Origin of the sequence: Sphingobacterium sp. UBA7631, from assembly GCF_002483935.1 — a bacterium.
Lineage (GTDB): Bacteria > Bacteroidota > Bacteroidia > Sphingobacteriales > Sphingobacteriaceae > Sphingobacterium > Sphingobacterium multivorum.
Genome location: NZ_DLIX01000004.1, coordinates 768,019 through 790,968 on the forward strand (window position 1 = coordinate 768,019; position 22,950 = coordinate 790,968).

The 22,950-nt window shown below is 41.5% G+C and carries 17 protein-coding genes; 5 read left to right on the forward strand and 12 right to left on the reverse strand.

Going from position 1 to position 22,950, the window contains the following annotated elements:
* Positions 1–25 precede the first annotated feature (25 nt).
* From plsY to B3P16_RS07985, 3 genes are all read right to left on the reverse strand, one after another.
* The gene (plsY, locus tag B3P16_RS07975) at positions 26–676 is read right to left on the reverse strand and encodes a glycerol-3-phosphate 1-O-acyltransferase PlsY (protein WP_046674998.1); all 651 of its coding nucleotides are present in this window, start codon (positions 674–676) and stop codon (positions 26–28) included.
* 15 nt (positions 677–691) lie between these two features.
* Entirely contained in the window at positions 692–1,549 is an 858-nt protein-coding gene (gene nadC, locus B3P16_RS07980) for a carboxylating nicotinate-nucleotide diphosphorylase (RefSeq protein WP_286842305.1), read from the reverse strand.
* Between the two features lie 77 nt (positions 1,550–1,626).
* A complete protein-coding gene (locus tag B3P16_RS07985) occupies positions 1,627–2,085 on the reverse strand; it encodes a DUF4783 domain-containing protein (protein ID WP_286753281.1) in 459 nt (152 codons plus the stop codon).
* Between the two features lie 172 nt (positions 2,086–2,257).
* Here B3P16_RS07985 and gpmI point away from each other — a divergent pair, with 172 nt between their 5' ends.
* The 4 genes from gpmI to B3P16_RS08005 all read left to right on the forward strand — a co-directional run bounded on the left by gpmI (position 2,258) and on the right by B3P16_RS08005 (position 7,337).
* The gene (gene gpmI / locus B3P16_RS07990; protein ID WP_286842306.1) at positions 2,258–3,790 is read left to right on the forward strand and encodes a 2,3-bisphosphoglycerate-independent phosphoglycerate mutase; all 1,533 of its coding nucleotides are present in this window, start codon (positions 2,258–2,260) and stop codon (positions 3,788–3,790) included.
* Complete coding sequence (locus B3P16_RS07995; RefSeq protein WP_286842309.1) at positions 3,771–4,358, forward strand: hypothetical protein; 588 nt, start codon at positions 3,771–3,773, stop codon at positions 4,356–4,358. Before gpmI ends, B3P16_RS07995 begins: the two co-directional genes overlap by 20 nt.
* A gap of 223 nt (positions 4,359–4,581) precedes the next feature.
* On the forward strand, positions 4,582–4,881 hold the full coding sequence (locus B3P16_RS08000) for a hypothetical protein (RefSeq protein WP_286842312.1): 300 nt from the start codon (positions 4,582–4,584) through the stop codon (positions 4,879–4,881).
* Between the two features lie 161 nt (positions 4,882–5,042).
* Positions 5,043–7,337 carry a TonB-dependent receptor gene (locus B3P16_RS08005; protein WP_286842315.1) on the forward strand — a complete coding sequence of 765 codons (2,295 nt, stop codon included), beginning with the start codon at positions 5,043–5,045 and terminating at the stop codon, positions 7,335–7,337.
* A gap of 87 nt (positions 7,338–7,424) precedes the next feature.
* Here B3P16_RS08005 and B3P16_RS08010 read toward each other — a convergent pair whose 3' ends face one another.
* A complete protein-coding gene (locus B3P16_RS08010) occupies positions 7,425–7,979 on the reverse strand; it encodes a ferritin (RefSeq protein WP_286842317.1) in 555 nt (184 codons plus the stop codon).
* Positions 7,980–8,166: 187 nt separating this feature from the next.
* Complete coding sequence (locus B3P16_RS08015; protein WP_112375771.1) at positions 8,167–8,823, reverse strand: tetratricopeptide repeat protein; 657 nt, start codon at positions 8,821–8,823, stop codon at positions 8,167–8,169.
* Positions 8,824–9,165: 342 nt separating this feature from the next.
* Between B3P16_RS08015 and lon the strand changes: the two genes are divergently transcribed.
* Complete coding sequence (lon, locus tag B3P16_RS08020; protein WP_286753276.1) at positions 9,166–11,643, forward strand: endopeptidase La; 2,478 nt, start codon at positions 9,166–9,168, stop codon at positions 11,641–11,643.
* 90 nt (positions 11,644–11,733) lie between these two features.
* Here the strand turns inward: lon and dctA are convergent, their stop codons facing one another.
* From dctA to xylA, 7 genes are all read right to left on the reverse strand, one after another.
* On the reverse strand, positions 11,734–12,999 hold the full coding sequence (gene dctA / locus B3P16_RS08025; protein WP_115047427.1) for a C4-dicarboxylate transporter DctA: 1,266 nt from the start codon (positions 12,997–12,999) through the stop codon (positions 11,734–11,736).
* Between the two features lie 134 nt (positions 13,000–13,133).
* On the reverse strand, positions 13,134–15,044 hold the full coding sequence (locus tag B3P16_RS08030; RefSeq protein WP_286753274.1) for a class II glutamine amidotransferase: 1,911 nt from the start codon (positions 15,042–15,044) through the stop codon (positions 13,134–13,136).
* Positions 15,045–15,164: 120 nt separating this feature from the next.
* On the reverse strand, positions 15,165–17,042 hold the full coding sequence (locus B3P16_RS08035) for an Nramp family divalent metal transporter (protein WP_112375766.1): 1,878 nt from the start codon (positions 17,040–17,042) through the stop codon (positions 15,165–15,167).
* Positions 17,043–17,126: 84 nt separating this feature from the next.
* Positions 17,127–17,729 (reverse strand): 2'-5' RNA ligase family protein, encoded by a 603-nt coding sequence (locus B3P16_RS08040; RefSeq protein WP_115047425.1) that lies wholly within the window; start codon positions 17,727–17,729, stop codon positions 17,127–17,129.
* An 87-nt stretch (positions 17,730–17,816) separates the two neighbouring features.
* Positions 17,817–19,772: a gamma-glutamyltransferase family protein gene (locus tag B3P16_RS08045; RefSeq protein ID WP_286842319.1), complete on the reverse strand. Its 1,956-nt coding sequence runs from the start codon at positions 19,770–19,772 to the stop codon at positions 17,817–17,819.
* A gap of 121 nt (positions 19,773–19,893) precedes the next feature.
* Complete coding sequence (locus tag B3P16_RS08050; protein WP_286753271.1) at positions 19,894–21,570, reverse strand: sodium/sugar symporter; 1,677 nt, start codon at positions 21,568–21,570, stop codon at positions 19,894–19,896.
* Positions 21,571–21,621: 51 nt separating this feature from the next.
* Positions 21,622–22,950: a xylose isomerase gene (gene xylA / locus B3P16_RS08055; protein WP_286753270.1), complete on the reverse strand. Its 1,329-nt coding sequence runs from the start codon at positions 22,948–22,950 to the stop codon at positions 21,622–21,624.

The following is a 22,950-nucleotide window of genomic DNA, read 5'->3' on the forward strand; positions in this document are numbered from 1 at the left end:
TACTTAGCAAATACAATTATTGTGCCTATTCTTTTTCCTTAGCCTTTTTCTTGAAGAGATAAATCTTGGATTCGTGCCCCTTTAACAGGCGCTCAATATTCTTTTGGTGGGTAATTAACAACAGAATACAGATGGCTATGCCGTAAAGCAGCACAGAGGGTATGGTTGTTTTAAAAATAAAGGCCAAACTAAAGGGAAATGCAAATCCCGCTGAAATGGATCCCAGTGAAACATAATGTGTGGTCAGCAGGATAATGATAAATACAGAAACACAGACCAATGCAGCCGGTGTATGGATCGCGAGAATCATCCCGCAAAGTGTTGCCACCCCTTTTCCGCCTCTAAATCCGGCGAATACAGGAAATAAATGCCCTAATACCGCAATAACGCCTAAGGCCAACTGAAAGTTGACAAATTGGACATCGCTCGTATTTTGCCCCAATTCGATTAAATAAGCGAGGTTTGTTGCTGTCCAGCCTTTAAATATATCTACAAACATCACGATCGACCCCGCTTTAGGACCCAATACGCGAAAGGTGTTAGTCGCCCCAGCATTACCGCTACCATACTCACGAACATCTACCCCATAAAATGCCTGTCCCAACCATACTGCTGTAGGTATGGACCCAAACAAATAAGCTAGTAATACTGCAGTTACTAAATAAATCGATATCATTAATTAAATCAGTTCTTATATTAATTTGGCTTTCAGACTAAGATCCAAGCTCTTTACACTATGTGTCAAAGCGCCTACTGAAATATAATCTACCCCGGCCTCCGCATACGATCGAATCGTGTCAAAAGTTATTCCCCCTGAGGCCTCTGTCTTGAATCGATGGTCAATAATCTGAACAGCTTTGGCTACATCTTGCGGTGAAAAATTATCTAACATGATCCGGTCCACTTCGCCAAAGTTAAGAACTTCATCAAGCTCCGCAAAATTTCGGACTTCAATTTCTATTTCTATCGGTTTATTTAGGCTTTTTCTGTAATCATTTGCGCGCTTTAGAGCCGGTACAATACCGCCACTATAGTCCACATGATTGTCCTTAATTAAAATCATATCAAATAGACCAAAACGGTGGTTAGTCCCGCCTCCTATACGAACGGCTTCTTTCTCCAATACACGCAACAATGGTGTCGTTTTCCGTGTATCCAAAACTTTCGTATCTGTACCTTTGAGAAGGTCTACATATTTTCGGGTTGTCGTCGCAATGCCACTCATACGCTGCATAACATTCAGCACCAAACGCTCGGCCAACAAAATACTTTGAATATTTCCTTTAACATAAAAAGCAATATCACCCACTTTAACCTGACTTCCATCTTGGATAAACACCTCACAGGTCAAACTATCATCAACATAGGCAATAATCGCCTGTGCTACTTCAACCCCGGCCAAAATACCATTATCCTTAACAATCAATTTGGCTTCACCTTGTGCTCCAGTTTCAATCGTAGAAAGTGAGGTATGATCCCCATCACCCAAATCTTCTGCGACAGCCTGTTTTACAAAATGGGCCAAATAATCCTTGATTTCCTTCTCCATAAATACTATTTATTGGGCTAAGATGTGGAATAATTTTTTAATCGAAAAATAGATTTATAAAAAAAACGTGGCCCGCTTTAATTTTTGTCGATTCTTAGCTCTTCAATCGAATGGTTATTATTTCCTACGCCGATCTTAATGAAGACACGGTAGTTGGCTTGTTCCGTTGATAATGTAAATGTAAAATATTGATAGCCATTGTTGGCATTGCTGGCTTGCGTTAATTTTACAGTTTTGGGTTTGTGCTGATTGAAAAATGTACCCAACATGATTTCAGACTGATATTTTGTATAAACCCCATTCTCCCCCAAAATAGACAAGGTTAAGTTTGAACCAAAATACTTGGCCATATTTTTTGCATTGCCTTCTTTCAAATATGATTTCAGTTCCTCCGAAATACTTCCTAAAGAATCATCATCACCAGGCAAAGCTACCTTTACCGCTGTATTCACTTCTCTTAAATAATGACCGAAGGCCACAGTGTGTACAAAAAGACTAGTAATAAGTATAAATGCGCAATAGCTTAAAAATTTCATATAGCTCAACATATTATAGAACAGCTTCTATCATCCATATCAATCATTAGGTAGCTCCGGTTTTTACCGAACATAAACTATGCCACAAACCTATAAAATTATTAGGGATTAACAAGGGAACTTTTTAAGATGCGTTGATAGATTCTAAAATTAAGATTATCTTTGTTATACGATGAATAAGAAAAAAGTTGCACTCATGATCCTAGACGGACTGGGATATGGAAAACATGATAAATCAAATGCAGTTGAAGCTGCAAACACCCCATTTTTAGATCATTTATTAGAAGCTTATCCAAACTCGAGCTTAGAGGCTTCTGGTGAAGCTGTTGGACTGCCTGCAGGACAAATGGGTAACTCGGAGGTTGGCCACATGAATCTTGGCGCTGGAAGAATCGTCTACCAAGAATTGGGACGTATTCACAAAGCTGTCAATGACGGTGTTTTCAATTCTGATCCGATCATTCAAGATGCCTTTAAATATGCATTAGAAAATAACAAAAAGGTACATCTTATCGGATTGCTTTCCGATGGTGGTGTACACGCACATACAAAGCACTTAAAAGGCCTATGTGATGCTGCAAAACATGCTGGCTTGACAAGTGACCAGGTATTTATACATGCATTTTTAGATGGCCGTGATACAGATCCAAACTCTGGTATTGGCTATGTCAGGGATCTACAAGACTATTTAAAAACGACAACGGGCACTTTTGCCTCTGCAATAGGCCGATATTATGCCATGGACCGCGACAACAGATGGGAACGTGTAAAATTAGCATACGATCTTTTAGTAAAAGCGGAAGGTGAAAAATCCAATGACCTTGTTGCATCGATCCAAAAATCATACGACGAAGGTGTAACCGATGAGTTTGTGAAACCAATCGCATTGGTTGACGCCAACGGTACTCCGGTAGCAACAATCCAAGAAGGTGATGTGGTCTTCTGTTATAACTTCAGAACAGATCGTGGCCGCGAGATTACCATCGCTTTAACACAAAAGGCTTTTCCAGAATATGATCTACAACCCTTGGATCTATATTATGTGACTATGACATCTTACGATGAAACATTCCAAAATGTCAGGGTGGTCTTCCAAAAAGATAACTTGACCAATACCCTGGGTGAAGTGTTGGAAGCAAATCATAAAACGCAAACGCGCATCGCCGAAACAGAGAAATATCCGCACGTGACATTTTTCTTTTCAGGAGGTCGTGAACAGCAATTTGAAGGTGAAAACCGCCTGTTGGTTCCATCACCAAAAGTAGCGACCTACGATCTTCAACCGGAGATGTCTGCTCAAGGAATTACTGAAGCTATCGTCAACGATATGGAAACACTTCAACCTGATTTTATCTGCCTGAATTTTGCGAATCCTGACATGGTAGGTCACACGGGTGTTTTTGAGGCTGTTATAAAAGCAGTGGAAACTGTTGATCAATGTACAAAAACGGTTGTTGAGACAGGCCTTAAAAATGGTTACTCCTTTATTATTTTGGCCGACCACGGTAACTCCGAGTTTATGGTCAATGAAGATGGATCGCCAAATACGGCACATACAACCAATTTGGTTCCATGTATCTTGATTGACGATCAGTATAAGAAAATAGCAGATGGTAAATTAGGTGATATTGCCCCAACCGTCTTACAGCTTTTAGGCGTCAATATCCCCGTTGAAATGACAGGAAATGTATTGGTATCAGAATAATAATTTACTTATAAATAGTGGCAGAGCACTTTCCCTTGTTATGGGCAGTGCGCTGCTTTTTTGGAGCTGTGGATCTCCATCCGCGACAAAAGGTCCTCAAAAATATTCAGACATATTTTCTGTTGATTCATTCTTTACTGCCGAGGTCAATCGCCTTCAGCAACTCAACCCCTCGGTTCTAAAATCTGTCAACAAAGATGGAGAAAAAGAACAAAAGGAACTGAAAATTAGCAACTGGAAAAATGAACTTTCCGCCTTTCAAGCTGCCGACATCAGCAAAAACTTCGATCCATCACTGTATGAAGTTAAAGCTGTAGACTGTGTAACAGAATTTACAGCTAAAAAGAAAGAACTACAAATACAAAAGTTACGCATCGAGTTTGATAACAACGAAAAGGTAAAACACATCCATATCGATAAAAAGATAACAAATACCTTATACGATAGTCAAGAAAAATTAGACTATTATACGGACTCGCTTTATCGAATTGTCAAATTTCAAGATGTCCAAGGCTTGGATGCCAATCAATATGAAATTGAAGGCAAGTTTATTCCTTCCAAAAAATAAACAACCTTATCGATCATATGCAAAGTGTCTATCTAATCTTTGGATAGACACTTTTTTTTCCGACGGGTATCCCCAACCGCATCCTTTCGATAATCGGTTCAAAATAATAAATGCAACACAATTGCTTTGTATTATATTTTCCTTACCTTTGATCTGATTAACAAAATAACTCAAGAGAAAACGTGGGTTTAAACATAGTGGTTTTAGCGTGAAAGGTATCTCATTGAACAAATTCGCAGCATTAATGCTCTTATTGACCTTCTTAATTGGTCAGTTCATTGTGTATACCCATGCCCATACGCAAACTGCACTCAGTATCGTAGACAGTCCTGCAAAAAAACACCACACGGATCATCCCAAGTGCTCCATTTGTGATCAAAACTCACACCCACAAATTCTTTTCCATTTTACGCTGCACGAATTAATACTTCCGACACAGCAGATTGAATATGGACTGTTTATCACCGGAGATCAAGTTATTCGATCACTGCTTTCTGGCAATCGTGGTCCCCCCATCGCTTAATTTTTACATAAGTCCAATAATGCCATTCATATACTCTTCTCATTATTGCGACAAACGACTTCATACAAGTTTTTAGAACTCGACAGTCTCAAGAATTCATACGATGAGTTATTGGGCTGCTGTTTTCCTTGATGTTATATACGTAAAAATTATTCGTACAGATGAAACTTAAAATTATAGGCTGCATTTTTATGCTTGCCACTTATTTCTCCATATTTCCAGCTCTCGCCGCAACAATCAGCGGTAAAATAACGGATGCGAAAACGAATCTTCCCATTGCTGGCGCTACAATAGCGCTGCAACAGCTTCGTTCGAGCACCGCATCAGACCAGCAAGGTCACTACAGCTTCAAATCACTTCCTTCAAGTGGACGCTACTTGGTTGAAGTCCGTTTCTTGGGCTATCAGTCCGTTGTCAAGACCGTCGATCTCACTTCGGAAAATCTTTCCCTTGATTTCGCCCTAACAGAAAGTATTATTGAAACCAATGAAGTCGTCGTTACGGGTACATTGGTCACCTCACAGAGCCGTCGCAACAGTACCTCAGTAGCTGTCATTTCCAAAGATGAACTGCAGGGAAATGCAACGAATCTGATTGATGCACTAGCACGACAAGTTCCCGGACTAAGCCAGATCACAACAGGACAAGGTATTTCAAAACCTGTTATACGGGGACTCGGTTATAATCGAGTCGTCACCGTGAGTGATGGTGTTAAACAGATGGGACAGCAATGGGGTGACGAACATGGTATCGAGATCGACCAAAATCAACCGGATCGTGTGGAGGTCCTGCGTGGTGCAGCCTCTTTGATGTACGGATCTGATGCTATCGGCGGGGTCATCAATGTGCTTGAACCAAATGTTCCTACAGCAGGGCAAATTAAAGGTGAAGTACTGAGCAGCTACTCCACCAACAACGGATTAACCAATAGTTCGGTTATGCTTACCGGCAATGAAAATGGCTTTGTATGGCGTGGTCGTGGTTCTTATCAAAATGCCTATTCGTACAATACGCCAGCAGGCCGATATGGCAATAGTGGTTTTAACAACAGTAATTTCAGTGGTATGCTCGGGCTGAACAAGCAATGGGGCTATTCTCATCTGAATTTTTCGTACCTAAAAAATAATATCGGCTTTTACGATGCCGAACCTGGTGACCCGCTTTACATCAACTCAAAAAGTCGTACATTGGACTTCCCCAAGCAGAACATCCGTCATTACAAACTGGCTCTTAACAATAACTTTGTCATCGGTTCCGGTAGTTTAAAACTTGATCTGGGCTATCAAAAAAATCAACGTCGGGAACTTGAAGAAGCAACGCCTTCCTTATTCTTTGATCTGAATACATATTCACTTGACGCAAAATATTCGTTGAGTGAAAAAAATGGCTGGCAACATGTATTTGGCATTAGTGCAAGCCAGGAGCATAGTCTAAATAAAGGTGTTGAATTCTTAATTCCAGCTTATGATCAGTTGGAATTGGGCGCCTTTGGATATGCAAAGAAAACCTGGGGCGAAAATACCTTTAACGTCGGATTACGCTATGACTACGTTAACAACAAAGGCAAACAGCTCTTTATTGAAGACGAAGAGCAGTTCGCCGGTTTTAAAAATAGTTTCAGCAATGTGAGCGGAGCGCTTGGTTATACCCATATTTTCAGCGAAGACCTCAATTTCAAAGCAAATGCGGGTTCGGCATTTAGAGCCCCTAATCCCGCTGAACTCGGCTCAAACGGGGTGCACGAAGGGACTTACCGCTATGAAGTGGGAAATGAAAACCTGAAACCTGAACGAAGTTACCAAGCGGATGCTACTTTGGAGTTTGGACATAGCATCGTCACAGGAAGTATCGGAATCTATGAAAATTATATCCACAACTTTATCTATGCCTCAACAACAAAAGGCGATACCAAAACTGTGGTGGGTGAAGATGGTGATTCGCATACCTACGACGTATATCGCTATGGCCAGGTCAACGCCAATCTTTACGGTGTCGAAGGAAGTCTAAATTTTCATTTGTTGAACTGGATACACCTGGATAATACATTTAGCTATACCCATGCACAGAACAATACATTTAACAGACCGCTTGCATTGATTCCAGCTGGTGTTGTACACAATACCTTGCGGCTTGAGCCTAAGATTAGCGGCTTGAATGCTTTCTACGTTTCTGTGGGTCTGGACAATTATTTCAAACAGAACCGCATTGATGAAACCTTCGAAACCCCGGCAAACTCGTATTCCTTATTGAACGCAGGGATCGGTACAACATTACATCTCGGATCGCAACAGCTCAAAGTATTTGCAGCAGCTTCGAACTTGACCAACAAACGTTATTACGATGCACTGAGCCGATTGCGCCCAGGACGTCTTTCACAGGAAGACACGAGCTTTGGTGTCTATAACATGGGTAGAAACATCACCTTCGGTGTGTATATGCCATTGAGCATAAAGTAAATTTAGCTTAGCACAAACGAATCGATTAAGATTAGTACAAAGTAAAATAGAAGAAGGCAGGANNTCCTGCCTTCTTCTATTTTACAATTATTTGGGATCATCTGCCGTTGCTTCTCTTGCCAAAGTCACTTCGTCGGGCATGGCTTCCAACGAGGAATCCAACGCGAACAAGGATTCATCTGATGCGCGGTCACCACCGGCGATTTTCAATTTATCAATTAATTCCAATGCTAACTTCTCTTCCTCGATCTGCTCCTTAACAAACCACTGCGCAAAGTTCCATGTTGCCCAGTCCTTTTCCGCCAACGCCAAATTGACGATGTTATAGATCGCTTCAGTATTATCTACTTCGTGTTTAAAAACGCGATTAAAGCATTCGGTCAATGATTGTGGGTCAGCTGGCGGCTCTGCGATAGCTTGTATCCTAGGACGACCACCCCGTTCAAGTATATACCCCATAATCTTAGTCATGTGATTACGCTCTTCCTGCGCATGTCTATAAAGGAAATTGGCGATCCCGCCATAACCCTGATCATCTGCCCATATGCCCAACGCCAAATAAATCTGTGCAGCCTCAGCTTCTTTAGTCATCTGACTGATTAAAATTTGCTGCATTTCCTTTGACAATCGATTCGTTTCCATAATATTCATTTTGATTTAGGAAAAGAACAGTCTCAGCGCTGATTTCGTTTGAAATTTATCAAAACAAAAACGGCTAAAATCAGCCCGTTTAAATGAAAAGCAGCTCATTGCTAACACAGCGATTCCAACAGGCACAAAAAAAGGGAACGCCTGTTGGCATTCCCTTTTGTATACTTTTATAGCGATACTATTTCAAGTTATCTCTATATACTTTCGCTTTTTTGATTTCAGTTTGAATATCTTTCTTCGATGCATCAAAGCTCAACACTTTTTCATAATCCTTGATTGCATTGTTATAAGCGTCAGTTGCCATTGCCTTATTGTAATTCGGCGTACCCGCTGTTCCGATCAAGATACCTAAATCACGATTCGCAATCGCTCTATTTTGATAGAATTTCGAATCAGTAGGCGTAATGGCAATTGCTTTTGAATAATCCTCAATAGCAACTTTCAATAACTGTTCTTTGTTGGCAACAGATGTTTTGTTTGTGGATTGAGTAGCGAGGTTGTTTGTTGCTTTCGCTTTGAAATATAAAGCATTTGCATTTTTACCGTTCAATGCAACTACTTTTCCAAAAGTCTCCGCTGATTTTTTATAATCACCATTTTGAAATTGAGAATATCCCAACATGTATAATACATCCGGATCTTTCCCTTCCTGAGGTAGGGCTTTTGTCAAGTATGACTCGGCATTCTTGAAATCACCATCCAAAAGAGCTTTCTGCCCCATTCTCACATTAGCGTTGCTATGCTCAGCCTGTTTTGGTTGTTGTGCATTCGCGCTAAAAGCAACTAAGGCAAAAACCCCAGTAAACAAACCCAATTTAAATGATTTTAAATTCATATCTAACTAGTTACGTTTTTATATTCACTCTTTAATGATCACGTGTGATCGTTTCTACATTTTTGAAAAAACCGCCGATTGATTTCTTTAAACGCAAGAACTGCCATCGGTGCCCTTTCACATTCCAATATTACAATTATTATGCCTATTTCTCCAACAAATGGCAGATAAATTTTATTTAACCTGCCTTTTTTTCCTATTCTAGAAAATAGATTTGTAATTTTGCTCACTTTTAGCAATTGGCACTTCCCTTGCAATATAGGGGAAACAATAATAGAAGCTTAAAATTTGAAAGTCAGCCGTCAACATGTCAGCGACTGCCAAATACACAAAATAAATACTATGAGCAAATTCGAAACTTTTGATTTCAGTCAAGCAATTCCAATCGTTGCAGAGGATACCGAATTCTTCCCTTTACTTACACAAGAGGATGAAGATAATATGGCGAATGCTGAAATTCCAGAAGCATTGTCTATTTTGCCTTTACGTAATACCGTATTATTTCCCGGTGTTGTCATTCCGATTACCGTAGGTCGAGATAAATCCATCAAATTAGTCAAAGAAGCTTATAAAGGCAGCAAAACTATTGGTGTTGTTTCTCAGAAGGATATGACTGTAGAGGACCCAGGATTTGAAGAACTAAATAAAGTGGGCACTGTAGCTCATATCATTAAAGTACTCCAAATGCCTGATGGTAATACCACCGTCATTATCCAGGGAAAACAACGGTTCAACTTGTTGGAAATTGTCGAAACCGAACCTTATTTAAAGGCGCGTGTGGAGAAATTCAACGAAGCGAAACCGAAGATGACCAAGCACTTTAAAGCGACAATTTCTACTTTAAAAGAAATGGCGCTGCAGATCATCCAACTTTCGCCAAACTTACCTAGTGAAGCTGGTATAGCCATCAAAAATATTGAAAGTCCCTCGTTTCTGATCAACTTCATTTCGTCGAATATCAATGTCGAAATGATCAGAAAACAGGAACTGCTTCAGATACCCAAAGTGGAGAACCGTGCCAAACTTTTATTGGAACTGCTGACGACAGAAATCCAGATGTTGGAACTAAAGCACCAGATTCAGAATAAAGTACGTGTCGACCTTGACAAACAACAACGTGACTATTTCCTGAACCAACAGCTCAAAACAATTCAGGAAGAGCTGGGTGGCAATACGCCCGATCTTGAGCTGGAAGAGCTTAAAAAACGGGGCAAGAAAAAGAAATGGAATGTTGATGTAGAAAAACATTTCACAAAGGAACTCGAAAAGCTATCGCGGATCAATCCTGCTGCTGCAGATTATTCGGTACAGCTCAATTACCTTGAGCTTTTGCTAGATCTACCTTGGAATGAAACAACAAAAGACAATTTTGATCTAAACAAGGCACAAAAAGTGCTCGACAAAGATCATTACGGACTCGAGAAAGTAAAAAAACGTATCATTGAATACCTTGCGGTATTGAAATTAAAAAATGATATGAAAGCACCTATTCTTTGTTTGGTAGGCCCTCCGGGAGTGGGTAAAACCTCCTTGGGAAGATCCATTGCCAAAGCTTTAGGACGCAAATATACCCGTATGGCTTTGGGTGGTGTACGCGATGAAGCAGAAATCAGAGGACACCGCAAAACCTATATCGGCGCAATGCCGGGCCGTATCATTCAGTCCTTGAAAAAAGCAGGGGCAGCAAATCCGGTTTTTATTCTGGACGAAATCGATAAAATGAGCGCAGATTTCAAAGGAGATCCTTCGTCGGCCTTATTGGAGGTATTGGATCCAGAACAAAACACACATTTCTATGACCATTATGTGGAAATGGAGTTTGACCTTTCCAAAGTGATGTTTATCGCGACAGCCAATTCTTTGAGTTCTATTCAACCTGCGCTATTGGATCGGATGGAAATTATCGAAGTGAATGGCTATACCATCGAGGAAAAAATCGAAATCGCGAAAAAACACCTTTTGCCAAAACAACGCGAAATGCATGGAATGGCATCCAAGGACGTCTCGTTAAAAGCGAAGATCATCGAACAGATTATTGAGGATTACACACGTGAATCTGGCGTCCGCGGATTAGAAAAAAAGATCGGCTCCGTCGTACGTGGTATTGCAACACGTATTGTCATGGAAAAGGATTACAGTCCAAGTATAAACGAACAAGATCTACTTGATATCCTAGGTGCCCCAATATTTGATAAGGACATCTACGAAAATAACAATGTCGCCGGTGTCGTAACAGGCTTGGCCTGGACTTCCGTAGGTGGCGATATCTTATTTATAGAATCTTCACTGAGCCCAGGAAAAGGACGTTTGAGCCTGACCGGTAATTTGGGTGATGTCATGAAAGAATCTGCGTCGATTGCACTAGCCTACCTGAAAGCCCACGCTTCGGATTTCGGCATTAACTATCGTGTTTTCGACCATTGGGATATCCATATTCACGTTCCAGCAGGCGCTATTCCAAAAGATGGCCCTTCAGCTGGTATAACGATGCTCACCGCACTGACATCGCTGTTTACCCAACGTAAAGTGAAGGAAAAACTAGCCATGACAGGTGAAATTACGCTACGCGGAAAAGTATTGCCTGTTGGCGGTATTAAGGAGAAAATTCTTGCTGCAAAACGCGCGAACATCAAAGATATTATCCTGTGTAAATCCAATGAAAAAGACATCCTGGAGATCAAGGAAGATTATATCAAAGATATGCAGTTCCACTATGTGACTGAAATGTCGCAGGTGATCAAGCTCGCGCTATTGGAAGAAAAAGTAATGGGTGCCATCGATCTGGCTCAAGATATAGAAAATACAAAAAAAGAGAATTAACAGATACCGAAGGGTTTTGAATTAAAGGTGCTATCCAAAGAATTTGGATAGCACCTTTGTTATACAATCTATACCTATTCCGCTCACCGATTATACGCGTTTAGATCCCAGCTTTTCATGCAAAAGATCCTCGTCCAAACTATTTTCATATTTTGAAATGACCAGCGTTGCGGCTGAATTTCCGATCAAATTGGTTATCGCCCTTGCTTCACTCATAAAACGATCCACACCAAAGATCAATGCGACAGATTCCACCGGTACATGGCCAACCACAGGCAAGGTCGCAGCGAGGGTAACGAAACCACTTCCTGTTACACCTGCAGCACCTTTAGAGGTCAATAACAACACCAGCAATAAGGTAATTTCCTGCTCCAGGCTGAGATGCATATTGAGGGCCTGCGAAATAAAGACCGCTGCCATGGTCAGATAGATACTTGTTCCATCCAGATTGAAAGAATAGCCAGTGGGAATAACTAGACCCACAACAGGCTTGGCACAACCCGCATCTTCCATTTTTTGCATAATTCCAGGCAATGCGGACTCTGAAGAGGAAGTCCCCAATACAATCAGAATTTCTTCCTTGATATATTTTAAAAACTTAAAAACATTCACCTTGAGATAAAAATACAATACCGCTCCAATCACGATGACCACGAAAATAAAACAGGTTAGGTAGAAGCTCAACATCAACATACCGAGTTTGGATAAGGCCTGGATCCCAAACTTACCGATCGTAAAACCCATTGCTCCCATTGCACCGATTGGCGCCAGGTACATGATCATTTTGATAATGGAGAAGAGCACCTTCAGAAAAGATTGCAATACATGGAGGACAGGCTCGGAAGCTTTCTGCCCGATTTTTGTCATACCGATCCCAAATAGTACGGCAAAAACGAGTACCTGCAACATGTTGTCCGACGCTACCGCAGCAATCACATTATCTGGAATGATCCCGATGATAAAATCCATAAAACCATGTGGTTTTTTGGATTCTGAGATGTAATGGGATATCGAAGATACATCAAGGCTCGCTGGATCGGCGTTCATCCCGGTCCCCGGCTGTATCCAATTAACAAAGACCAGACCGATAATCAGGGCAATCGTGGTCATGATCTCGAAATAGATAATGGAAGTCAAGCCGATTTTTCCCACTTTTTTCGTATCCTGCATTCCAGCTATACCGATTACAATGGAACTAAAAATCAATGGCGCAATAACCATCTTGATCAGTTTAATAAAAGCGTCTCCCAATGGTTTTAGCTTGACAGCGAAGTCAGGGTAATAGATACCACAGATGATCCCCACAAGTATCCCAACGATGACTTGAAAATAGAGACTCTTAAAAATATGCTTCATGATCGGTTTATTTACGGACAGCAATTTCCCTTGCTTTAATTGGTTTTTTAATTTAGGATATTGACACTAATTGGTACGAATATATAAAAAAAAAGGGACGCATAAATGCATCCCTCTTTAATATAATTTTGAACTTAGCTGCTGAAATATGCTCTTACATTCTTTCCTTCAATCCAGTTCATATACGCTTTGTTAACAACCTTGTTTCCACCAGGTGTTGGATAATCACCCGAGAAGTACCAATCACCTTTATGGTCCGGACAAGCTTTGTGTAAATTATCCAATGTTTGGTAAACTACTTCAAGCTCTGCCTTTAGGTGGTGAGGTCTTACAATACGAGCAATTTCTTCTGAGATCTCTTCATCCGTAAACGGTGCGTAGATCGCTTTAACATAATTCTCGATCTCATTAACATCTTGGGTCATTGACAATACACATTTTTGATAAACTTCATCAATAATATGTGCCATACCACGTTGTTTGAGGAGATTAATTGCCGCTTCGAATGCGACAAACTCACCCATACGTGACATATCAATACCGTAACAATCTGGGTAACGAATCTGCGGGGCAGAAGAAACAATCACAATTTTTTTCGGATTCAAACGATCCAGGATCGTCAAGATACTTTGTTTCAACGTTGTTCCCCTAACGATCGAATCGTCAATGGCAACGATGGTATCTTCATGATCTTTTACAATACCGTAAGTCGTATCGTATACATGTTGTACCATATCGGTACGGTCCGCATCTTGTGTAATGAAGGTACGCAGTTTAGCATCCTTTACGTTGAGTTTTTCAAAACGAGGTTTGATACTCAAGATTTCATCTAACTCCTCATCAGAAATCTTTTCTGAACGATTTAATAGCGTCTCTTTTTGAAAATCCCGAACGTAGGCATTGATACCATCCATTAGGCCATAGTAAGATACTTCGGCTGTATTTGGAATAAACGAGAATACGGTATTTTTGATGTTATTTTTGACAGATTCCAATACCTGAGGCACTAGTAATCTTCCTAATTCTTTACGTTCTTGATAGATATCAGCATCTGATCCACGCGAGAAGTAGATCCGTTCGAAAGAACAAGAACGTTGTTCTACGGGTTGTCTAAACATCTCTTGGGATACAGTACCATCTTTTTTAGCGATCAGGGCATGACCTGGTTTAATTTCCTTTACAGCACCAATAGGAATATTGAATGCAGTTTGGATGACCGGTCTTTCCGATGCCACCACCAAGATCTCCTCATCCTGATAATAAAACGCAGGACGAATACCAGCTGGGTCGCGCATCACAAAAGCATCACCATGACCAAAGATACCTGCGATGGTGTAACCGCCATCCCACGTTTTGGCCGAACGCTTCAATATTTTGGTAACATCAATATTTTTAGCAATCAGCGAGCTGATCTCAATATTAGAATGACCTTCTTTTTTGAATTGATCGAACAGATCTTGGTTCTCATCATCCAAGAAATGGCCAATTTTTTCCAAAACGGTTACGGTATCCGCTTTTTCTTTTGGATGTTGTCCCAACTCGTATAACTGTTGCAACAATTCGTCCACATTGGTCATGTTGAAGTTACCCGCTACCACCAAATTACGAGACATCCAATTGTTTTGTCTCAAAAATGGGTGACAGCTTTCGATACTGTTCTTTCCATGCGTTCCATAGCGCAAATGTCCTAAAAGTACTTCCCCCGTAAAACTTACGTTATCTTTTAACCATTGCGTATCTTTTGACTCCTCTGGAAATGCTTTCTGAACAGAAGCAAATTTTTTCTGTACATATTCGAATATGTCTGCCACAGCAGTTGAGCCCATAGCTCTGTAACGCGAAATGTAACGATTTCCAGGTTTTACATCAAATTTAATGGTTGCAATTCCAGCCCCGTCTTGTCCACGGTTGTGCTGTTTTTCCATTAATAGGTACAATTTGTTGATGCCATAAAATGGCGTACCATATTTTTCCTGATAATAAGATAAGGGTTTTAACAGGCGAATTAGTGCGATTCCGCACTCGTGTTTAATAGCGTCGCTCATATCTTGATTTGATGTCGCAAAAATAAGAATTATTTAGCACTTAGCGATCGCCCCGCTCACTTTTTCCGCAATAAAATTACAGTGAATAGACAGAGACTCTTTGAGATAGTCAATGAGAACCTATTGAGCAATAAAAACAGGTACTTTCACTGCATGCCGTAGCTTGTTAACTGTCTCACCAAAAACAAAATCCTTCAGCCCATTATGTCCATGACTGCCTACAACTAACAGATCAGCTTTATAGTTTTCACAAATTTCAGCAATGCACTTGATCCGGTTATTGTAACCTAATTCATATTCCGTCTGATGACCTTTCGACAAGAGAAAGTCTGCATACAATTTCAGTCGTTCCAAATCCTGACGCGATTCAAAATCATCTGTCGAATCTCCGGTATACTTTACCGATGCACTCTCAACAATATGTACAACCACAAAAGAAGTATCCTCGTGCGACAGCTGTAAAGCATATTGGATTACTTTCTGATCTGAATTTGAGAAATCCAATGCAATCACTACTTTCTTAAAAGAGCCCTTATGCTCAAAATGCAAAGCCTCAAATGGTGGGTGCACCTCCAGCTCCGTTGGTTTTGATTTAAGTAAAATAGGGTATAATACGGTCATCATCAATAAGGCAAACAAGCCCACTGCTCCCAAGATCAATAATACGGTTACTACAATATTGTTGGCCTCACCAATCCAGCCGACCACTTCGTCGTATACCAATTTAAAATTCAAAACAGCGATAATGGCCGCGATCAGCCAAGCCGCTACTTTCGTTAGCGGTTTAATGGCAAAAGTGCCCATCTTGACTTTATCGCTCACAAAATGGATCAACGGGATGACGGCAAAAGCGAGCTGCATACTCAAGATCACCTGACTAAAGATCAGCAGCTGACCAACGCGACCTTCACCCGAAATGAGTATCACCAATACAGCCGGGATAATAGCCAAAAGCCGCGTTATAATCCTCCGCAAGGTCGGACTAATCCGCAAGCGAAGGTATCCCTCCATCACAATCTGTCCAGCTAGGGTTCCCGTCACCGTTGAGCTCTGTCCGGCAAGAATCAAGGCAACAGCAAACAATTTTGAGGCCCATTCCGTTCCAAGAAGGTTGCCCAATAGGTGATAAGCATCTTCAAGTTCGGCAACGTCATGCATACCGTTCTTGTGAAAAACAGAGGCTGCAAGAATCAATATTGCCGCATTCACCAAAAAGGCCAGGTTCAAGGCGATGGCACTATCCCAAAAGTTATACTTGAGCGATTTTCGGATAGAAACCTCATTCCTGTCAATTTTTCGCGTTTGCACCAGGGCCGAATGCAGATACAGGTTATGCGGCATGACGGTTGCACCTATAATTCCTATGGCAATATATAATGCAGCGCTATTCGGGATACTGGGGATAAATCCGGTGGCTACCTCTGCAAAATCAGGTTTCGCCAAAAACATTTCTACCATGAAACACATGCCAATAAGCGCGATAAGTCCAATGATAAAGAGTTCCATTTTTCGCATCCCCAGCTTCTGCAGATAGAGCAGCAAGAAGGTATCTGCAAAACTGATCATTACTCCCCAAAGCAAATCGATTCCAAAAAGGAGGTTAAGACCGATTGCCATTCCCAAAACCTCCGCCAGATCACAGGCTGCTATTGCAATTTCAGCAAGCACATAGAGCACAAAATTCATCCGTTTAGGATAGGTCTCTCTGTTACACTGCGCAAGGTCTTTACCGCGTACAATACCTAGGCGCGCGCATAGATTCTGTAACACCAGCGCCATGATATTACTCATCAACAGCACCCAAATCAGGGTATAGCCAAATTGGCTTCCTCCAGCAAGATCGGTAGCCCAGTTGCCTGGATCCATATACCCCACGCTAATGAGATAAGCTGGACCAAAGAAACTAAGTATCTTCTTAAATTTGGATTTCCCTTGATTGACATCGACACTTTCATGGATGTCAGATAGGGATTTATGATGAGATTCGTCGTAATGCATAAAGTACTATAAGTGCAATATCGTATATTGTCAGCCTTAAAGATAAAAAGCTTTACATTATTAGGCAATTAAACCGCGATATTATTAGAATTTAAATGCCAGCTGGCCAGAATTTTCCTTCGATTGGTTGCCAAATTGGATAAAATCGATGATCTCGTACTGACCTAAATCAGGCTTATACTGCCGCACATGAACGCCCTTGCACATAAAGCTCAGATCGACAGACCGCAACTGTTCTTTTGCGATTTCAAGCTGCTCTGGCTCCAGACGTCGCCCAATCGAAATATGGGGTTCGTCGCTAATCTCGATCAAATCAAACTCCGTCAATGTTTGAACAACCTTCCGCGCCCGGTCCTTGAGATAACTCCGGGCGTGCACAGTTGGTGCAATATAGAAAGCACCACCCGCAAATGATGAAAAATGATCGAAATAAACATACTGACTACGCTCATAGACCAAAGTCTCCTGCAAAGCCTCAATAGCCATTGTCAGTTTACACGCATCTGCTTCAAAAGCACATATCGTTACATGAGCTTTGGAATTGCAACTGGGATACCAGCCTTTGTTTTTGTCGGGAAGCAGTTCGGCTAACGATGCACGTAATCGCCGCTTCAAGCCATCTACCAAGACAATACCAGCTTCATCAGGCTGAAAAACAAACGAATATTTATTGACACTACCCTCCATAACAAAAATCAGTTTCCGATCAGTAGGTAAGATAATAAATACAGTGGAGATAACAAAACCAAAACCTAAGCAAAAGCCAATGAAATACTACCACCCGATGCCGTAATCCTCCCCATTATTGCTACTGCCGCCCCAAAGTGTACGGTGCTGCTGATCGAAATAAATCGCATTGATAGGTCCACTGGTACGATCGCCGAGCTGAATGCTATACCCCATTTTCTTCAATTGTTCAATAATTGCTGGAGCGGTATTTTTGTCCAATAGCAGGCTACCTGAGCGCGGTTTTCGATCATCGGTCTTTGTTCCTCCCAGCGATAGCCAAAGCTGATTACTGTTGATATTGGCCGCCTCGCTGGCTTGTTGTGGCGTCATACCAAACTCGACCATATTCAAGAAAAATTGCAGTAAATTCTGATCCTGAGTATCTCCGCCCTGCACGGCAAAAGAAAGGTAAGGTTTTCCGTTTTTCAAAGCCATCGAAGGGGTGAGCGTTACACGCGGTCTTTTGCCTGGCTCGACCACATTGAACGGGTTAATCAACGAATCTAAGACAAAACTCTGTAGGCGCTGACTCATGCCCACCCCAGTATTCCCGGCAATACAGGCAGGAAGCCAACCTCCACTCGGTGTGATCGAAACGACCCAACCTTCTTCATCCGCCGCTTCAACACTTGTGGTACCCCGTAATAAACGGTCAACATAGGCACTATCCACCGCTAAAGAGGCCAAAAGAGCTGTTTTTGGCAATTCCGTTAGCAACGAACTTGAGCGTGCGTCATGTTTAGGGACAAAATCATTTTTCAGCTCCGCATGTGGTGTAAACTCCTGCTTACGCTGCTCCAATAACGGAAGATAAGGATTCTGTTTCCCTTCATAGGGATAAGGATCTCCGGGAAGTACATTCGGGTTATTTCGCTTAAGGTCAATTGTTGCAGCTCTCGCCTTCGCATAAGACTCATGTAATAGGCCTTGAATAGGTGTCTTCGGTTTACCGTAGGGATCACCATAATAAAAATCCCGATCGGCAAAGGCTAAGTTCATAACCTGATAGAGTGTATGAATATAAGAAGCAGAATTATAACCCATGGCCTTTAGGTCAAAGTTTTTTAACATTTGCAGGCTCTGTAGCATGGCTGGCCCCTGTGTCCATTCTTGTAATTTATACACGTCAACGCCCTTATAATTGACGTGCAATGGTTCCTCCTCAATAGGTTTCCAATTGGCCAAGTCTGCTTTCGTGATTAAGCCACCTTGCTCCTTACTGCCACGGACAAATTCATCTGCAATATCGCCGGTATAAAACCGGTCGTAGGCAGCCATGATTGCGGCTTTCCTATCTTTTCCCGCTGCTAGGGCCTTCTTTTCGGCTTCTACCAATTTGGACAGGGTCTTATGCAGATCCTGCTGTACAAAAACCTCTCCCGCCTCGGGAGCTTCCCAGGATTTCCCTTCATGTACTAAAAACACCTTTTTACTGTAGGGCCATTCTTTAATGCGGTCTTTACCCCGCTCTATACTCGTTGCTGTTTGTGCATCAATGGGATAACCCGCAGCCATTTCAAGAGCAGGAGCCAATACCTCTGCAAGACTTTTCGTTCCATAATGAGCCAACATATAGCACAATCCGCCGGGCGTACCCGGAGTAACCGCAGCAAGGGGGCCATATTCAGGTGGAAATTCATAGCCCTTTGACCTAAAAAAATCAACTGTCGCTCCACTGGGTGCTACCCCCAAGGCATTTATGGCAATAACCTTCTTTAATTTCGGATGATAAATTAAGGCCTGCGTCTCTCCGCCCCAACTCAAAACATCCCACATCGTACAGGTTGCTGCGAGCATGGCACAAGCAGCGTCCACCGCATTTCCGCCTTGTTGGAATAGTTGGGCACCCGCTGTTGCCGCCAAGGGCTTACCCGTAATAGCCATCCAATGTTTTCCATGTAAAGGTGGTTTCTGTGTGCGCTGAGCTGAACTCAGCATCGGCATACCGGTAGTAAGTAATCCAAATAGCGTCGTCAGTAGCAGGGTACTTCTTCTTTTCATAGCAGCAATCTTTCGTTAAGCAATGGTTTTAGTTAAACCAAGATAGGTATTTTTAAAACAAACAAAAAACTCCTATCAACCGAGATTGATAGGAGTTCTTAAAATCTTATGTGCTCTTGTTTTACCAATAAATAGAATATAAGGCTGTAACCAATAGCGCTACGATCAATGCGATGACCAAAAACGCCCGGTGTGGTTTAAACATCGTGGTATCAACTTCCAATCCAGCTGGCACGACACCTCGCTTATTGTCGATAATACTGATGAGAATCATACCGATAATACAGATGACGAAAACAAATCCCATTCTATCCAAAAATGGAATTTCGTACACTCCTGTTGTTGGATTCGGAACAGAGAAACCTGTTGATGACAAGAATGACAGATCGACCCAATCTGGCAATTTTTTGAAGATGATCGAGAAAATAAAACCACCAATTGTTGCAAACAAAGCCGCATTTGAAGTTGCTTTTTTCCAGAAGAATCCTAAAATGAACATCGCAAAAATACCTGGAGATACAAAACCTGTATATTCCTGAATATATTGGAATCCACCTTTCTTATCAATACCTAGATGTGGAGCAATCAGCACGCCCAAAATCATGGCAACCACAACAGTTAGCTTGCCGATGTTGACCAATTTCTTGTCCGATGCTTCTGTATTGAATACTTTTTTATAAATATCCAAGGAGAAGATTGTTGCGATACTGTTTGCTTTACCTGCCAAAGAAGCAACCACCGCCGCTGTCAAGGCTGCAAACGACAGTCCCTTCAAACCAGCTGGCAATAAATTCAATAAAACTGGGTAAGCATGATCCGGATTTACCTCTCCATGTTGCATCATTTCATTTTGGAACAGGCCATCTTTCCACATGACATAAGCTGCAATACCCGGCAACACCACAATAATAGGCATTAATAACTTCAGAAATGCTGCAAACAAGATACCGTTTCTCGCGGTTTTCAAATCTGCTCCAAGTGCGCGTTGCGTGATGTATTGATTACATCCCCAGTAGTTCAAATTAACGATCCACATCCCCCCGATCAATACGGTTAGCCCCGGTAAATCGAGATAGTTCTCGTTTTTACGATCCAGAATCATATGGAAGTGGTCGGAAGCTTTTTCGGTCATCAAATGATAGCCTTCCAATACTCCTGAGCCACCATAGTGCTCTGAAACGAGGTTCAAGGCCAGGTAAGTGGTCGCCAAACCACCCAATACCAGAAAGAAAACCTGAATAATATCTGTATAGCCGATTACTTTCATTCCCCCCAATGTAATGATCACCGCAAAAATCGCAATGGCATACATACAGGCTTCCAGACTGATACCGGAAATGCTGCTTACCGCAATGGCTCCCAAATAGAGGATGGATGTCAAATTAACGACAACATACAACAATAACCAGAAAACGGCCATGATCATCGCTACAGTTCCATTATACCGTTTATGGAGAAACTGTGGCATCGTAAAGATCTTGTTCTTTAAATATACCGGGATAAAAAATACCGCAACCACAATCAGTGTAATGGCAGCCATCCACTCGTAAGTCGCAATAGCCAATCCCATCTTAAATCCAGAACCGCTCATACCGATAAATTGCTCGGCCGAGATATTGGATGCAATAAGTGAGGCTCCGATAGCCCACCATGTCAATGATCCCTCAGCCAAGAAATAGTCTTTGGATCCTACAGATTCAGATTTTTTGCGATAATACACCCATAATCCGTAACCTGCCACAATAACAAAGTATATCAGGAAAACGATGTAATCTTTTGTGCTTAAATAATTATTCATGTATTGGTAATTGGTTTAATTTGATCGCCTAATATAGAAATATTTTTAGAACTATATATATCTATTGACCAAATTTTCTAAATACTCCTGTTTACCACTAATCGTTTTCGGCTCACCTAATTCCACTGCCAAATCCCTTAAGTTCTCCAACGTCAAGGTCCGCTCTTCGAATGATGCGCCATGGCCTTTGTCAAAAGAAGCATAGCGATCGGCCCGTATTTTTTTATAATCCGAATCTTCGAGAATACGCTCTGCGGTAAGAAGTGCGCGTGCAAAAATATCCATACCACCGATATGTGCATAAAACAAATCTTCGGGATCTGTCGAATTCCGGCGGATTTTGGCATCAAAATTCACACCTCCACCTTGGAAGCCACCACCTTCTAAAATAATCAACATGGCTTCGGTCAGTTCATTGATATCATTTGGAAATTGATCCGTATCCCATCCATTTTGATAATCACCGCGGTTGGCATCAATCGAACCCAATTTACCGGCATCTACAGCGACCTGTAACTCGTGTTGAAAAGTATGTCCGGCCAAAGTAGCATGATTTACCTCTAAATTCAATTTAAAATCATCCAAAAGATTGTATTGACGCAGGAAGCCCAGCACGGTAGCCGCGTCATAGTCATACTGATGTTTTGTAGGCTCACATGGTTTCGGCTCAATAAAGAAAGTTCCTTTAAAACCGTTTTTACGGGCATAATCCTTGGCCATATGTAAAAACTGTGCAAGATGCTCCTGCTCACGCTTCATGTTCGTATTTAAAAGGCTCATATACCCTTCTCTTCCACCCCAAAACACATAGTTTTCACCACCAAGTGCGATCGTTGCGTCCAATGCTGCCTTTACCTGAGCACCACCGTGTGCAAGGACATGAAAATCCGGATTCGTTGCGGCACCATTCATATAGCGTTTATGGCTAAAAAGATTGGCTGTACCCCAAAGCAATTTTATTCCGCTTTCCTGTTGTTTTTCCTTCGCATAATCAACAATCGTGGAAAGGCGTTTTTCATTCTCAACAACATTATCCGAATAGTCAACTAAATCGACATCATGGAAGCAGTAATAGGGAATGTTTATTTTACTGATAAATTCGAATGCTGCATCCATTTTATCTTTTGCCCTAGTGATTACATCACTGCTTTCATCCCACGGAAATTGATGTGTGGGTCCGCCAAATGGATCCGAACCGTTACCATTGAACGAATGCCAATACGAACAGGCGAACTTAAAATACTCTTCCATGGTCTTGCCAGCAACAAGCTGTTTTGGATTGTAATAACGGAAAGCCAATGGATTTGTACTGTCTTTTCCTTCGAATTGAATTTGACCAATGCCTTTGAAAAATTCCTTTTTCCCTTTGATAATATTCAT